Here is a 14971-nt window from a genome sequence, read left to right on the forward strand (position 1 = left end):
CCCTCCACCGCTTCGCGGTCCCCCTCCCCCGATGGGGGAGGATTGCCCCGACCGCCCCCGCGCCCCATGTGCCATCCATGACAAAGACCCTGAAGATTGATTTCGTTTCGGACGTGGTGTGCCCCTGGTGCGTGGTGGGGCTGGGCGGGCTGGAGACGGCGCTGGAGACGCTGAAGGCCGAGGGCATCGCGGCGGAGGTGCGCTTTCAGCCGTTCGAGCTGAACCCGGACATGGCGCCCGAGGGCGAGAACATCGTCGAGCACATCGGCCGCAAATACGGCGCGACGCCGGAGCAGTCGGCGGCCAACCGGGCCAATATCACCGCGCGGGCGGCGGAGGCCTGGCCGGGGTTCGAGATGAACATGGGCGAGGACAGCCGCATCTGGAACACCTTCGACGCCCACCGGCTGCTGCACTGGGCCGGGGAGGTCGCGCCCGGGAAACAGGCGGCGCTGAAAAAGGCCCTGTTCCACATCCACTTCACCGAGGGCCGCAACCTGACCGACGCGGGCGAACTGACTGCGGCCGCCGAGGCCGCCGGCCTGGACCGCGCCGAGGCCGCCGAGGTGCTGGCCTCCGGCCGCTATGTGGACGCGGTGCGCGAGGCCCAGGCCCTGTGGCGCGCGCGCGGCATCAACGCCGTGCCCGCCGTGGTGGTGGAGGGCAAATACCTGATCTCCGGCGGCCAGCCGGCGGGGGTGTTTGAGGAGGCGTTGCGGAAGATGGCGGGGGATACGGCCTAGGCCGCCCCGCAGGCCTTCTACCAAGCCGCGTCGGTGGCTTGGTAGAAGCACCGCATGGCGCCGGCTAAGGTTCGTCTAAGACCTATCGCCCGAACAGACTCGGCTGATTGGGGTCCGAGGGCGCCTCATTTTTGTCCGCGACGGGAGCCTCTGCTCCCAATTCGGCTTGGGCAGCGAAGTAACCTTCCGCAAAAATCTCGAGCATTTCATTCTTGCGCGCCTCAGAAAGGCTGGGCACGTCTGACGCCTGAACAATCTTTAGTTCTCTGTCTTTTGAGCCTTTAGGCGCACTAAAGTCCAAGATCTGGAAATCTGCTGCCTCCAAGTCCGGGTCTTCGGCCAAAATCTCCCGTACCATCGTCACGAAGAGTGAAAGCCGCTCGTCCGCGAGCGGATTAGACTTCCAGAAGCTAAACCAAGGAAACACGACGCCCGTCCGGCTCCCGTATATGATCGGCGGGTCGAACGGCACCATCAAGCCACGGCCCGCTGCGTAGTAGCGTCGATCAACACCCATGACGTAGGTGGGCAACTCACCCGCAAAGTGATCAGCTATTAAGGGCAAAAGTTCGAGGTAATAGCCACGAACGTCTTCGCGTTTTACCTTGGTTCGAATTGCGTGTTCGATCTGCTCCCTAGATACACCAAACAGCAACATATCACGCACAAGGCCAAACAGAGCAGCATAGCTGAATGTGGGTGGATTTTTGACAAGATGAACCAACCCCTTTTGAACTTTGGTAGGGGTTTCATGCCAGTTGCGAGCCAAATGCTGCGCGGAAGGGACTTTCAGCTTAGCCATGAGATCATCACTGAAGAGAGAAAGGGACAAACGCGTGCGAATAAAAGCTTACGATACTGTCTTCCTTGATCTTCATCCCTGGATTGACCACGCCAGCGTGGTTCCAAGTTTCGTCCCAAGGCCCCCCCTTAGCATGACTCAACTTCACTAGGTCGCTTGCTCTGAGCTGACTGTAGAAGGAAACCACCTTCTCCAAAAACTCCTGAGTCGTCGAATCGAATTCATAATCCACGATTCGTGAAGAACCTGAAAGAGGGTCAAAGGATTTGGCCCGGGACGTAATTGACGAATTGTCGAACGACTTAAACTCTCGATATAGGTAGGGCAGGACAGGCCCAAACTCCCACGCCTCGAAGGAGTGCTTGACTAGCGGAGTCTTCAGTTCGATCAGGCTCCACACGTGACAGAAATAGACAATTTTTTGGAGCGCAAGATTAGAGATAGGGCGACCCACGTCCTCACAGACGTCCAACACGAAGTTCGCAATCGCTCTGCCGTCGTATACCATTCGGGGTCCGTTCTGCTTACGTTCTAGATGTGCGAAGCTGTGGATGCAATATCGCGCCAAAGATGGAGGTTTCGATTTGTACGAATGCCCCCTGGCCGCTGTGGACCAACGGCTAGCCGATCTCCACCGCCATTGGCACATCGCCGAGGCCGCATACTTCGACCCCGATGCGTTCAGGGTTGGGATTCAGACAGCCATCCAGACCGCCCGCACTGTGACCTTTATACTTCAAGCGCAAAAGGCGATCTTCCCCGATTTCGACGAGTGGTATTCGGGGTGGCAGGACAGATTTAGAGCCGACACGCTGATGCGTTGGATGGTGAACGCTCGGAACAGAATCGAGAAGCAGGGCGATCTCGAAACCCACAGTTGGGTTCGCGCGGAGATTGTTGCTTCGCATCTCTCCGGAGAAGGGCCGCGGATAGATGCACCAGCGGAATTGTTTGACGCTCCCTGGAAGATCGTCCGCGCGATTCCACGAGATGCGCTGGGAGAACATCTCCGCAATAAAGGAACCCTACGAATTGAGCGCAGGTGGGTGGAGAACACGCTTCCAGATTGGGAACTCCTCGACGCTGTGGCCACCACGTATGGGCGATTGGCTGAGCTCGTCGCCGATGCTCACGGAGCATTGGGGCTCACGGAGCCCGAAACCGTAGGGGAAGGGGAAACGGTCTTTGGGCCCGGATTTCGTGAAGGTCGGCTCCCCTGCATGGTTGGTCATGCAGACCGGCGTGCAAAGCTGTTTGGCTTATTGGACGGTCGTCCGCTGACTATCACCACCTCCACGGTCAAGGTAGACATCAGCAAGAGAGCTGAACTTGAAGCGCACTACGGGATGACGCCTAAAGAGATGTTCCCGAAGCCGAAGGGAGCCTCAGCCGAGGAGTTTGCTGAGGCCACCTTCGAGGCGGCCCGGAAGGTGTTCCTCAAAGATGGATACCACGCCCACATCAACTTCCTGCTCAAGAAGGGTGTTCTCGTCCAACTGGCGGAGAGCCGCATCGACGACCCCGGGCAGAAGTACCTTCTCTCCAAGAAGTTGGGAGACCATGTCCGGCTTTCCGGTGCCGACGCAGTCCTGCTGATAGACGAGATTTGGACAGCTCCCTTTGACCCTGCGTTTCCTTATCGGGGAGCCGCCGAAGCGCCCAACCGGGGCGAGGCGCTCGCAGCCAGTTTGGCTCAGCGAGACGGCGACATCGTACGGTGGACCGCGCAGATTCATCGCGACGGGGACAAGGTCACACTTGGCAAAACTCGCCGAGAAAGAGGTGGCGCCGCTTTTCATTTCGCTCACGTCTATGAAGCGTGGGGGAAAGAGATTCCCGCCGCTTGGCGAGCGACGGGCGCCTAGGACCCCTCACACCTTCACCTCGATCTCCCCGCCCCCGGCGCGGAATTTCTCCGCCATGTCCTGCATGCCCTTCTCGGCCTCCGCCAGCGATCCGCCGGCATCATTCTGCGCCGCCGCGGCGTCGCGGATGTCCTGGCTGATCTTCATGCTGCAGAATTTCGGGCCGCACATGGAGCAGAAGTGGGCGGTCTTGTGGGCGTCCTTGGGCAGGGTCTCGTCGTGGAAGCTGCGGGCGGTTTCGGGGTCCAGGCCCAGGTTGAACTGGTCCTCCCAGCGGAACTCGAACCGCGCGCGGGACAGGGCGTCGTCGTGCAGGCGGGCGGCGGGGTGGCCCTTGGCCAGGTCGGCGGCGTGGGCGGCCAGCTTGTAGGTGATGACGCCGGTCTTGACGTCGTCGCGGTCGGGCAGGCCCAGATGCTCCTTGGGCGTGACGTAGCAGAGCATGGCGGTGCCGAACCAGCCGATCATGGCGGCGCCGATGGCTGAGGTGATGTGGTCGTAGCCCGGCGCGATGTCGGTGGTCAGCGGGCCCAGGGTGTAGAACGGCGCCTCGCCGCAGTGCTTGAGCTGTTCATCCATATTGGCCTTGATCTTGTGCATGGGCACATGGCCGGGGCCCTCGATCATGACCTGGCAACCGTGGTCCCAGGCGACCTTGGTCAGCTCGCCCAGGGTGCGCAGTTCGGCGAACTGGGCCTCGTCATTGGCGTCGGCGATGGAGCCGGGGCGCAGGCCGTCGCCGAGGCTGAAGGTCACGTCATAGGCCCGCATGATCTCGCAGATCTCGGCGAAATTCTCGTACAGGAAGGACTCGCGGTGGTGGGCCAGGCACCACTTGGCCATGATGGAGCCGCCCCGGCTGACGATGCCGGTGACCCGCTTTGCGGTCATGGGCACGAAGGGCAGGCGCACGCCCGCGTGGATGGTGAAATAGTCCACGCCCTGTTCGGCCTGTTCGATCAGGGTGTCGCGGAACACCTCCCAGTTGAGGTCCTCAGCCACGCCGCCGACCTTCTCCAGCGCCTGATAGATGGGCACGGTGCCGATGGGGACCGGGGCGTTGCGCACGATCCAGTCGCGGATGTTGTGGATGTTGCGGCCGGTGGACAGGTCCATGACCGTGTCGGCGCCCCAGCGGGTCGCCCAGACCATCTTGTCCACCTCGTCGGCCACGTGGCTGAGCACCGCCGAGTTGCCGATGTTGGCGTTGATCTTGACCAGGAAGTTGCGGCCGATGATGCACGGCTCCAGCTCCGGGTGGTTGATGTTGGCCGGAATGACCGCGCGGCCCCGGGCGACCTCCTCGCGCACGAACTCTGGCGTCACGTAGTCGGGGATGGACGCGCCGAAGTCCTCGCCGTCGCGGATGGTGGCGCGGGCGGCGTCGCGGGCCAGGTTCTCGCGGATGGCGACGTATTCCATCTCCTCGGTGATGATCCCGGCGCGGGCGTACTCCAGCTGGGTGGCGGGGCGGCCCTCGCGGGCGCGCCAGACCGGGCGGGCGCTGTCGTCGAAGGCGGGGGCCAGATGGGCGCCGGACGCGCCGCCGTTGTCTTCCGGTTTGACCTGCCGGGGATCGGCCACCTGCTCCACGTCGCCGCGCCGGGCCAGCCAGGCCTCGCGGTGACGGCCCAGACCCCGCGCGATGTCGATGGCGGGGGCGTCCTCGGTGTAGGGGCCGGAGGGGTCGTAGACGACGACCGGGGGCTCGTCGGCCGTGGGGTGCAGGTCGATCTGGCGGTGGGGGACGCGGATGTGGGGGAAGAGGCTGCCGCTCTCATAGACCTTGCGGCCGCCCATGCGGGGACCGACGGTGACGTCGCCGGTTTGAGGAGCCCTGGAAGGATTCTTCTTGGGGGAAACGTTGATGTTCATGCGCGGCCTCTTCGTTCGCAAGAGGGTGCGCCGACGATCAGAAAAGGCGGAGCGGTCCTGTGGCGCCGGGGCGTGAGGGCCGCCCGTTCCCGTCCCTTCGCCGGCATGACCCGGATCAGGTTCGACCGGTCAGAGGGACACCTCTATCTCAGCCGCTCAAGCGCGACCCCCGGGAGAACAGGCGAGCAGCCTACGCCAATCTCACGGTTCCGACCAGCCCGTGACGCGGGCCTCCACCGGGGCGGGGGCGCCGGGGAAGGCCAGGGCGACGGCGGTGCGGCCCTTGCCGGGCACATAGTCGATGGTGGTGGAGGCGGTCTGCCCGCCCGAGCGGCCCTCCACCTGCACGGCTGCGGCGGTGTCGCGGCCCAGGTTGCGCACCTCGATCTCGGCCACGAAGCCGCTGGAGGCGGGGCGCACGGCGGTGACCTCGGCGGTCAGGTCGGGCGGGCTGGGAGGCTGGATCGCCGCGTGGACGATGACCCCGGCGGCGGCGAGGGTCAGGACCAGACCCAGCCCCGCCATGATCCACTGCAGGACGGGATGCCCGGGGGTCGAGGATTTGGAGGAGTCGGCCATGGGCTACACCAGAAGACGGGCGGCGGCCGCGCCGATGGCGGCGGGGAAGCCCAAGACGAGGACCACGGACACCAGCTCGGCCAGACCCTGATCGGCGACGCGGCCGAAGGTCCACATGACGAACAGGCCCACCAGAAGGGCGATGGCGTAGCCGGGCAGGGTGAAGTGGAAGAAGGCGGCGACGGGCCGGCCGTGCTCCTCCTGACCGGCGAAGCCCGCGGCATAGACGATCAGGTGCATCAGGGTCACGGACAGGGTCATGAGGCCGAGAATCTGCAGGGGCGAGGCCTTGTAGGCGATCAGCTCCATCTCCTCGGTGGGGGCCATGTTGAGGGCCAGGAACAGGGCGCCGGCGGCCATCAGGAACAGCTCGCCCGGATAGGAGGCCTTGTCCTCGTCGCCGTCGTCCTTGTCGTCCCCGCCGGCCAGCTGACGCCGGGCCAGAAGCGCGCCCATGGCCGCGGGCGCGGCCTGCAGCATCAGCCGCCCCGCGACCTCGCCTGCCGGGTCGCCCCACTGGATGACCCCGAACAGGACCAGCAGCATGGCTGCGGTGATGAAGCCCACGGCCAGGGCGACGGCCACGTCCAGCCCGTCGCTGACCACGCCGCCCCCGTTGCTGAACCCGGCGTAGTACGACAGCCCCCACAGCAGGGGGACGCTGAGCGCCAGAAAGGCCAGCTGGCGCCCCGGCCCCATGGCGGCGCCCGCCTCCCACATCTCCATGGTCATGAGCAGCGGCAGGCCGAACAGCAGGGCGCCGCCGAAGGCGCGGCCCAGATCGCGCAGCCAGGCGCGTTCGCAGTCCAGGTCGATCAGGGCGGCGCCGGTCATGGGCGCTCAACGCGCGAGACGGGCCAAGGCTTCACCCTAGAGGATGGCGCAGAACCGCTGGCGCATTGCGGCGCGTGTCTGATCATCCAGTCCGTGATCCAGCCATGTCTGCTCCTGCCTCGTGAGGGTGAAGGGGATGACGCCGTCCGGGCTGAACCAGATCAGATAGCCGCACTCATCCCGCCGCTCCCATGAGGCGACGTAGTCCACAGCGGCGTAGTATCCGGGGGGAACCCCGTCAGGGTTGGCGTACCAGGTCAGGCGGGCCAGCTGGCGCGAGATGGGGGCGCCCGCTTCGGCTCTGTGCTGTTCCCGGGTGCGCGTCCATTCCGCCAGCGAGGCGCCGCCGGTCATCTCTTCGGAGGTCATGGCGAGGGAATCGGCATGCCGCGCCTCCTCGACGGCGGAGAAATACCGCTCGGTCAGTCCGTCTATTATCGGAGTCAGGCGCTCGAGGTCGGTCTCTGAAAGCGGGGGGGCGGTCGTCGCACTCGATGCCGGTGCGGCCTCTCTCATCCCGCAGGTCACATTCTGGACCAGGGTCACGCTGTCCACGCCGGCCGCATCGCCGCTCGACTCCACGGCTTCATTGGAGGTGAAGCTGTAGCGACCGAAGACCCAGGACTCCGACCCGCAGAGCCGCACCGCCGTCGGCTGCAATGCGGCCTGTGCGTTGCCCGGATTTGTCTCACCTTCAACGGTCACCGTGAGGCGATACGCCTGATCGCCCAGGGTTTCGACCTGCACATCCGGAAGGGGCGTGGGCTGAACCAGCAGCAGGACAGCGGCGAACGTCGATGTGGGCATTGCTGGATCCCTGGGCTAAGGCGACATCTGATCGAAGCAGAGCCAGGACCGTAAAGCCATGCATCTTTCCCGCTTTCCCCGTGTGCGTCTGGCGCATCTGCCCACGCCGCTGGAGCCGGCGCCGCGCCTGTCCGAGGCGCTGGGGGTGGATATCTGGATCAAGCGGGACGACTGCACCGGCCTGGCCGGCGGGGGCAACAAGACCCGCAAGCTGGAGTTCCTGCTGGGCGACGCGATGGCGCAGGACGCCGACACCCTGGTGACCCAGGGTGCGGTGCAGTCCAACCATGTGCGCCAGACAGCGGCGGCGGCGGCGTCCTGCGGCCTGGCCTGCGAGATCATTCTGGAAGAACGCACCGGGTCCACGGCGGCGGACTATGTGGGCAACGGCAATGTGCTGCTGGACCGGCTGTTCGGGGCGGGCATCCGCACCGTGCCCGGCGGGACGGACATGGTCGCCGAGCTGGAGACCACGGCGGATCAGGTGCGGGCGCGGGGCGGCCGGCCCTATGTGATCCCCGGCGGCGGGTCCAATGCGATCGGGGCGCTGGGCTATGTGGACTGTGCGCGGGAGATCGTGGTCCAGGCCGATGATCTGGATCTGGAGATCGACCGCATCGTCACCGCCACAGGCAGCGCCGGCACCCATGCGGGGCTGGTGGCCGGACTGGCGGTGATGGGGGCCGACATTCCGGTGCTGGGCATCGGGGTGCGGGCGCCGAAGGACAGGCAGGAAGCCAATGTGCGCAAGCTGGCCCACGAGACCTGCGCCCTGCTGGGCCATGCGGGGCGCATGAAGGACGAACTGGTGGTCGCGGACTGCGACTATGTGGGCGAGGGCTACGGCCTGATCGACGACGGGGTGATCGAGGCCCTGAAGCTGGCGGCGCGCACCGACGGGCTGGTGCTGGACCCGGTCTATTCAGCCAAGGCCATGAAGGGGCTGATCGCCCTGGCGGGGCAAGGCCGCTTCGAGGGGGAGACCGTGGTGTTCCTGCACACCGGCGGGGCGCAGGGCCTGTTCGGCTATCACAGCGAGCTGGACGGCAAGCTGTAATGGGCAAGGTGCTGGGGGTTCTGGGCGGCATGGGGCCGGCCGCCACGGTGGCCTTTCTGGAACAGCTTCAGGCCCTGACCCCGGCGTCGGGCGACGCCGACCACATCCGGGTCATCGCCGACATCAATCCCCGCGTGCCCAACCGCAACACGGCGCCGGAGGCGGCGGGCCGCGAACTGGCGCGTATGGCGGCGGCCCTGAGGGACGCGGGCGCCGAGGTGCTGGCCATGCCGTGCAACACCGCCCACACCCACGCGGCGGCGATCGTCGAGGCCTCGGGCCTGCCGCTGATCCACATGATCGAGGAGACGGCCCGGGCGGTGCGTGAGGCCGGAGCCCGGCGTCCCGGCGTGCTGGGCACCGGCGCCGGGCGGATGCTGCACGCCGAACGCCTGGACGCCTTGCTGCTGGATGCGTCGGATCAGGCGGCGTTCATGGACCTGATCGGACGCATCAAGGCCGGCGATACGGGCGAGGCGGTGCGAACCGGCATGGCCCGGCTGGCCGGCCGGCTGGTGGATCAGGGCGCCGACGCGGTGGTGGCGGGCTGCACCGAGGTTCCGCTGGTGCTGGGACCGGGGGATCTGGACGCGCCGCTGATCGACACCAGCCGGGTGCTGGCGGCCGCCTGCGTCAAGGCGTGCCGTTGATCAGCCCAGGTCGGTGACGTCGCCGGTGCGGGGGGGCTGGCCGGCGAACTCGTCGGCGTAGGCGGGGGCCAGCAGGGACCGGAACACCGACTGGGGGATGGCGACCTCGTAGCCGCCCTCGGCGTAGGGGCCGACCTGATAGGGGCCGATCAGGAAGATCAGTCCGCCCGCCTTGCCCGGGGTGGTGGACGGGGCCAGCACGAAGGGGGTCGTGCCCGCGCGCGGACAGGACCAGCCGCCCTGGGTCGGGTTCAGGCCGATGGGCTGCGCGTCCGGATTGCGGCCGCGCCGGGCGGTGTTGAGGGCGTCGCACAGGGCCTGGTCCAGGGCCGACAGGTCGGCGCCGCGCCGGAACAGCTGGGCCGGCTGGACGAACTGCTTGAGGGCCTTGTCCCAGATCACCGCGCCATAGGCGGGGTTGGGGTGGGCGCCGCCGGTGTATTCGGAGCTGTTGCGCTGCAGGCTGATCAGCTTGCCGGTCTCGCCCGCAGCCACATAGTCGATGTGCTTGGAATAGGGCGGCAGATCCATGTCGCCTTCGTATTCGGTGCGGTCCGCCTGGGCGCCCTCGGAGAAGGTGCGCAGCTCGCGCACGGCTTCCGCATACAGGCGGGCGTGCAGGTCGGGCTGGGCGCGGACCGCGTCAGGCAGGGCCAGCTCGACCTGGGCGAAGCGGTTCTCGCTTTCGTAGGTCATGGGCGCCGCGCCGTCGGCGGGGGTGACGGCGGCGCCTCGGCCGGGGCCTCGGGGGCGGGCGCCTCGCGCTCGCGGCGGTCGCAGGCGGCCAGGGTCAGGGCTGCGGCGGCGGTCAGGATCAGGGCGCGGGACGGCAGGCTCATCAAGGGTCTCCTCGGGAAGGAACGGCCAGCCTACAACGAGATCGCGCCGAGCGCGACGGCGGCCAGCAGGATCAGCCCCGCCTCGCGGTTGGATTTGAACAGGCGCAGGGCCAGGGCCCCGTCGTCGGGCTTCAGGCGGGCGATCTGCAGGGCCAGATGACCGGCATACGCCAGCAGGCCCAGGGCGAACAGCGGGCCGAGCCCGGCCAGCACCCCGGCGCACGCCGCGCACAGCACGGCCAGGCCGTAGAACACCGCGACCCCGGTCCTGACCTTGCCGCCCAGCCGCCGGGCGGAGGACTTCACCCCCACCATGGCGTCGTCCTCGATGTCCTGCAGGGCGTAGATGGTGTCGTAGCCGAGGGTCCAGAACACCCCGCCGAGGTAGAGCAGCAGGGCCGCCAGGGTCAGGGTTCCGGGATTGCCCGCATCCATATGGAAAAACGCCACGTCCGGGTTGAACCATTCAAAAATGGTTCCACGCCACGACCACATGCTGGCCGCCGCCGCATAGCCCAGCAGGGCGCCCCAGTTGAAGGTCAGGCCCAGCCAGGCCTGGGGCCACCAGGTGATGCGCTTCATGAAGGGATAGGCCGCCACCAGCACCAGCGATCCGACGCCCAGCAGTACAGCGGTCAGGTTGAAGGTCAGCAGGATCAGCAGGCTGATCAGGGAACAGCCGATGACGAAGGCCCAGGCCCGCTTCACGCTGATGCGCCCGGAAGCCACGGGCCGGGCGGCGGTGCGGGCCACCTGCCGGTCGATGTCGCGGTCGACGATGTCGTTGAAGGCGCAGCCCGCCGCCCGCATCAGGCAGGCCCCGACGGCGAAGGCGATGACCAGCCAGATCGTATGCTCGGGCGTTCGGCTCCGATCCTGCTCAAACAGAGCCAGAGCAATCCCCTGCCACCCGGGCAGCAACAGCAGCCAGATGCCGATGGGCCGGTCGAAGCGGCCCAGCTTCAGCCACGGCTTGAGGCCCTCCGGCGCGAACCGGTCCACCCAGTTGGCGCGGGCTGCGTCGGGAAGCGGCGCGGTGTTCATGGGCGAGCCATAGCGCCGCTTTGCGGCCCGGGCGAGTGGGCTGACGTCGTTTCGGCGCCACAGCGGGAGAAATGCGAACGCATCGCATTGCCATTCGCGACGCCGCCGCCTAAGAGCGCCAAATCTTAAGAATGCGTCGCAATCAAGCGTACGCGCACCCCGGACCTCAGCCCCATGACCCACCGCGCCGCCGTCTCCGTCCTCGCCCTCGCCGCCGCCCTGGCCGCCCCGACCGCCTGGGCCGCAGACAGCGATCCCACGGTGCTGGAGGCGGTCATCGTCACCGCCTCGGCGGAGGACGCCCGCACGGTGGGCGGGTCGGCGACCTTCCTGGACGACGATGCGCTGGAGGTGTTCGGCCACGCCGACGTCAACCAGGTGCTGCGTCAGGTCCCGGGCGTGTTCCTGCAGGAGGAGGACGGCTTCGGCCTGCGCCCCAACATCGGCATCCGGGGCTCGGGCACCGACCGCTCGGGCCGGGTGGCGGTCATGGAGGACGGGGTGCTGATCGCTCCGGCCCCCTATGCGGCCCCGGCCGCCTACTACTTCCCCCGCCTCGCGCGCATGACGGGCGTGGAGGTGACCAAGGGCCCCGGCGCCATCAAATACGGCCCCCTGACCACCGGCGGCGCCATCAACCTGTTCTCGACCCCCATTCCCGAGGCGGCGGCCGGCGAGCTGGAGCTGCTGGGCGGGACCGACGGCGCCCTGCGCGCCCACGGCTGGGCCGGGGGCTGGGCGCCGCTGGGCCAGGGGCTGGAGATCGGCGGCCTGATCGAGGGTCTGCGCGAGGAGAGCGACGGCTTCAAGGCGCTGGACAACGGCGGCCCCACCGGTTTCGGGATCGACGACCTGGTGTTCAAGCTGGCCCTGCGCACCGGGCCGGGCGCCGCCCTGCCCCAGTCGCTGGAGCTGAAGCACCAGACCTATGACGAGACCTCGCACGAGACCTATCTGGGCCTGACCCTGGCGGACTTCGGCGACGATCCGTTCCGGCGCTACAACGGCAGCCAGGCCGACCGCATGGATGTGGCCCACGACACCTGGCAGCTGACCCACCGCATCGCCCTCTCCAGCGCCCTGGACCTGACCACCGTCGCCTATCGCACGGACACCACCCGCGCCTGGTACAAGCTGAACGACGTGCGCAACTCGGCCGGGACCGGCTGGGTCGGGATCAGCGCGGTGCTGGCCGATCCGGCGGCCTATGCGGACCAGATGGCGGTGCTGGTCGGGGCGGACGGCTTCACCAGCGCCGACGGCGCCCTGCGGGTGCGCAACAACAACCGCGCCTATGAGGCGGAAGGCATCCAGACGGTCCTGACCGCGCGCTTCGACACCGGCGCCCTGTCCCACCAGCTGGAGGTTTCGGCCCGCTATCATCGGGACTCCGAGGACCGGTTCCAGCGGGACGACCTCTACCGCATGGACGACGGAACCATGGTCCTGACCAGCGCGGGCGTGGACGGGACCCAGGCCAACCGGGTCGCCGAGGCCGAGGCCTGGGCCTTCTTCGTGCGCGACGTGATCCGCGCCGGCGCCCTGACCCTGACCCCCGGCGTGCGCTATGAGACCATCGACCTGACCCGCACCAACCATGCCCTCGTGGGCGGGCCGCGCGGCGCGCCCCTGTCCGTGATCGAGTCCAGCGTCGACGTGTGGATCCCGGGCGTGGGCCTGACCTATGACCTGACCCCGTCCCTGCGTCTGGTGGCGGGGGCGCACCGGGGCTTCTCCAACCCCGGCCCGGGCTCCTCGGTGGATCCGGAGACCTCGTGGAACTATGAGGCGGGGGTGCGGCATCGGTCCGGCGGTCTGGACCTGGAGGTCATCGCCTACGTCAACGACTACGACAATCTGCTGGGCACCTGCACGGCCTCGACGGGCGGCGGCTGCACCATCGGCGACCAGTTCTCGGGCGGCGCCTTCGTGGCGCGCGGTGTGGAGGCGACGGCGGCCTATGATCTGGGTCCGACGGTGGGCGTGGGCTTCGGCCTGCCGGTGTCGCTGGTCTACACCTTCACCGACACCGAGTTCCGCACCAGCTTCTCGTCCAGCTACGAGCCCTGGGGCGAGGTGCAGGCCGGGGACGAGGCGCCCTATCTGCCGGCGCATCAGCTGACCCTGAACGCCGGGGTCCGGTTCGACCGGTGGCGCGCCGACGTGCGGCTGAACCGGGTCAGCGAGGCCCGCGCCGTGGCCGGATCGGGACCCATCGCCGCCGGGGACCGCATCGACGCGCGCACCCTGGTGGACCTGGCCGGGTCGTTCGACCTGACCGACAATGTCGCCCTGTTCGCCAGCGTCCAGAACCTGACCGACGAGGTCTACAACGTGAGCTTCTCGCCCGCCGGGGCGCGGCCGGGCGCGCCGCGCATGGCCATGGGCGGCCTGCGCCTGAGCTTCTGATCCAAGCCGGAGGTCAGGGCGCCATGCGGCCTTCGGCTCGTGGAACGGGAAGACGATGTCCGGGTCGGGGACGATCGGCTTTTCACGGCCCGGGCGCTCCAGCCGGGACAGGACGTGGCTCATGATGCCGAGCCGGGCGTCCTTCTTGCGGTCGGTGCCCACGATGGTCCAGGGCGAGTGGCCGGTGTGGGTGGCCCACAACATCTGGTCGCGCGCGGTGGAGTAGTCGTCCCAGCGGGCCTGGGCCACGCCGTCCAGGGCGGAGATCTTGAACTTCTTGAGCGGGTCTTCGCGGCGCGCCTCGAGCCGGGCGGCCTGCTCCTCGCGGCTGATATCCAGCCACAGCTTGATCAGGGCGATGCCGTGGCGGGTCAGCATATCCTCGAATTCGGGCGCGTCCTCGAGGAAGGCGGCGTGCTCGGCCGGGGTGCAGAAACCCATGACCGGCTCGACGCCGCCGCGATTGTACCAGGAGCGGTTGAACACCACGAACTCGCCCGCCGCCGGGAAGTGGGGGGTGTAACGCTGGAAATACCACTGGGTGGTCTCGCGCTCGGTGGGCTTGGGCAGGGCCACCACGCGGGTGTTCCGCGGGGCCATGTGGGCGGTCATGCGGCGGATCGCGCCGTCCTTGCCGGCGGTGTCGCGCCCCTCCAGCACCACCAGCACCCGGCGGCCCTCGGCCATGAGCCAGGCCTGGGTCTGGACCATCTCGATCTGGAGCCGCTTCAGGCTCGCCTTGTAACCATCGTTTTTTGTCATGACCCACAGTGCGGCCGGCGGCGCGGCGGCGCAAGCGGGGCGCGAGGTGACAGGGTCGGCGATCCGGCTAGACTGCGTCCCGAGACAGGAGACACGCCATGCTCGACCGCCGCCGCCTGATGCTGGGCGCCGCCGCCCTGACGGCCGCCGGCGCCGCCGGACCGGTTCTGGCCACGCCCTCGCCGCGCGACGCGGCGCTGGCGGAGGCGCTGGAGCGCTCCGGCGCGCCCGCCCTGGCCGGGGCGGTGATCGGGCGCGAGGGCCTGATCTGGAGCGGGGCGGCGGGGGTGCGGATCGCCGGGGGCGAGGACGCGGTCACCGATCAGGACCTGTGGCATCTGGGATCCAACACCAAGGCCATGACGGCCATGCTGTACGGACGGCTGGTGGAGGATGGCCTGGCCCGCTGGGGCGCGACCCTGCCCGAACTGTTCCCGGACCTTGAGGTCGATGCGGCCTGGGCGGAGACCACGCTCGAGGACCTGATGGCCCACCGGGCGGGCCTGCTGGACGCGGCCGTGCTGGACATGCCGACCCGCGTCGCCGGGCTCAGCGACCCGCGCCCGGTGGACGAACAGCGCACCGATCTGGCCCGCCGCGCCTGGCCGCGCCGCCCACGGGCGAGCCGGGCGTCTTCGCCTATGGCAATCTCAACTAATGTGCTGGCGGGGGCGGCCATCGAGCGCCTGACCGGGACGACCTGGG

15 protein-coding genes, 1 pseudogene and 1 riboswitch are annotated in these 14971 nt (G+C 68.0%); of the genes and pseudogenes, 6 read left to right on the plus strand and 10 right to left on the minus strand.

Annotation, left to right across the window (positions count from 1 at the left end; translation table 11 throughout):
• Window positions 1–77 precede the first annotated feature (77 nt).
• On the plus strand, window positions 78–743 hold the full coding sequence (locus MBEBAB_RS12790; protein ID WP_021698412.1) for a DsbA family oxidoreductase: 666 nt from the start codon (window positions 78–80) through the stop codon (window positions 741–743).
• Between the two features lie 82 nt (window positions 744–825).
• Here MBEBAB_RS12790 and MBEBAB_RS12795 read toward each other — a convergent pair whose 3' ends face one another.
• On the minus strand, window positions 826–1545 hold the full coding sequence (locus MBEBAB_RS12795) for a hypothetical protein (RefSeq protein WP_045319357.1): 720 nt from the start codon (window positions 1543–1545) through the stop codon (window positions 826–828).
• A gap of 7 nt (window positions 1546–1552) precedes the next feature.
• On the minus strand, window positions 1553–2194 hold the full coding sequence (locus tag MBEBAB_RS16605) for a Panacea domain-containing protein (protein WP_081703535.1): 642 nt from the start codon (window positions 2192–2194) through the stop codon (window positions 1553–1555).
• Between MBEBAB_RS16605 and MBEBAB_RS12805 the strand changes: the two genes are divergently transcribed.
• Window positions 2097–3410 (plus strand): Ea47 family protein, encoded by a 1314-nt coding sequence (locus MBEBAB_RS12805; RefSeq protein WP_045319359.1) that lies wholly within the window; start codon window positions 2097–2099, stop codon window positions 3408–3410. The genes MBEBAB_RS16605 and MBEBAB_RS12805 overlap by 98 nt on opposite strands.
• A gap of 6 nt (window positions 3411–3416) precedes the next feature.
• On the opposite strand, the gene thiC is transcribed toward MBEBAB_RS12805, so the two are convergent.
• The 4 genes from thiC to MBEBAB_RS12825 form a co-directional block, all read right to left on the minus strand.
• Window positions 3417–5210 (minus strand): phosphomethylpyrimidine synthase ThiC, encoded by a 1794-nt coding sequence (gene thiC, locus MBEBAB_RS12810; RefSeq protein ID WP_231379082.1) that lies wholly within the window; start codon window positions 5208–5210, stop codon window positions 3417–3419.
• A 149-nt stretch (window positions 5211–5359) separates the two neighbouring features.
• A riboswitch (TPP riboswitch) is annotated at window positions 5360–5468 on the minus strand.
• Window positions 5469–5486: 18 nt separating this feature from the next.
• Window positions 5487–5864, minus strand: coding sequence for a hypothetical protein (locus MBEBAB_RS12815; protein ID WP_021698415.1), 378 nt, complete (start codon window positions 5862–5864; stop codon window positions 5487–5489).
• A gap of 3 nt (window positions 5865–5867) precedes the next feature.
• Window positions 5868–6698 carry a TIGR02587 family membrane protein gene (locus tag MBEBAB_RS12820; RefSeq protein ID WP_021698416.1) on the minus strand — a complete coding sequence of 277 codons (831 nt, stop codon included), beginning with the start codon at window positions 6696–6698 and terminating at the stop codon, window positions 5868–5870.
• Window positions 6699–6734: 36 nt separating this feature from the next.
• Window positions 6735–7505 carry a DUF4019 domain-containing protein gene (locus MBEBAB_RS12825; protein ID WP_021698417.1) on the minus strand — a complete coding sequence of 257 codons (771 nt, stop codon included), beginning with the start codon at window positions 7503–7505 and terminating at the stop codon, window positions 6735–6737.
• Window positions 7506–7563: 58 nt separating this feature from the next.
• Between MBEBAB_RS12825 and cuyA the strand changes: the two genes are divergently transcribed.
• Entirely contained in the window at window positions 7564–8562 is a 999-nt protein-coding gene (cuyA, locus tag MBEBAB_RS12830) for a D-cysteate sulfo-lyase (protein WP_021698418.1), read from the plus strand.
• Window positions 8562–9212 carry a cysteate racemase gene (gene cuyB, locus MBEBAB_RS12835; RefSeq protein ID WP_021698419.1) on the plus strand — a complete coding sequence of 217 codons (651 nt, stop codon included), beginning with the start codon at window positions 8562–8564 and terminating at the stop codon, window positions 9210–9212. The genes cuyA and cuyB overlap by 1 nt, the downstream gene beginning before the upstream one ends.
• On the opposite strand, the gene MBEBAB_RS12840 is transcribed toward cuyB, so the two are convergent.
• Genes MBEBAB_RS12840 through MBEBAB_RS12845 form a run of 3 tightly spaced genes read right to left on the minus strand, consistent with a single transcriptional unit; the run spans window position 9213 to window position 11095 of the window.
• Window positions 9213–9908, minus strand: coding sequence for a DUF3298 and DUF4163 domain-containing protein (locus MBEBAB_RS12840; RefSeq protein ID WP_052516812.1), 696 nt, complete (start codon window positions 9906–9908; stop codon window positions 9213–9215).
• Window positions 9905–10051 (minus strand): hypothetical protein, encoded by a 147-nt coding sequence (locus MBEBAB_RS16890; RefSeq protein WP_200865125.1) that lies wholly within the window; start codon window positions 10049–10051, stop codon window positions 9905–9907. Before MBEBAB_RS16890 ends, MBEBAB_RS12840 begins: the two co-directional genes overlap by 4 nt.
• A gap of 30 nt (window positions 10052–10081) precedes the next feature.
• Complete coding sequence (locus tag MBEBAB_RS12845) at window positions 10082–11095, minus strand: UbiA family prenyltransferase (RefSeq protein WP_021698421.1); 1014 nt, start codon at window positions 11093–11095, stop codon at window positions 10082–10084.
• Window positions 11096–11269: 174 nt separating this feature from the next.
• Between MBEBAB_RS12845 and MBEBAB_RS12850 the strand changes: the two genes are divergently transcribed.
• Window positions 11270–13504 carry a TonB-dependent receptor family protein gene (locus tag MBEBAB_RS12850; RefSeq protein WP_021698422.1) on the plus strand — a complete coding sequence of 745 codons (2235 nt, stop codon included), beginning with the start codon at window positions 11270–11272 and terminating at the stop codon, window positions 13502–13504.
• Window positions 13505–13651: 147 nt separating this feature from the next.
• Here MBEBAB_RS12850 and ppk2 read toward each other — a convergent pair.
• Window positions 13652–14266, minus strand: a pseudogene (gene ppk2, locus MBEBAB_RS15855) (polyphosphate kinase 2); the annotation flags it as partial.
• A gap of 98 nt (window positions 14267–14364) precedes the next feature.
• Between ppk2 and MBEBAB_RS12855 the strand changes: the two are divergent.
• A partial coding sequence (locus MBEBAB_RS12855) for a serine hydrolase domain-containing protein (protein ID WP_045319360.1) occupies window positions 14365–14971 on the plus strand: 607 nt, incomplete at its 3' end.

The sequence above is a fragment of the Brevundimonas abyssalis TAR-001 genome (genome assembly GCF_000466985.1).
Taxonomy (GTDB): Bacteria; Pseudomonadota; Alphaproteobacteria; order Caulobacterales; family Caulobacteraceae; genus Brevundimonas; species Brevundimonas abyssalis.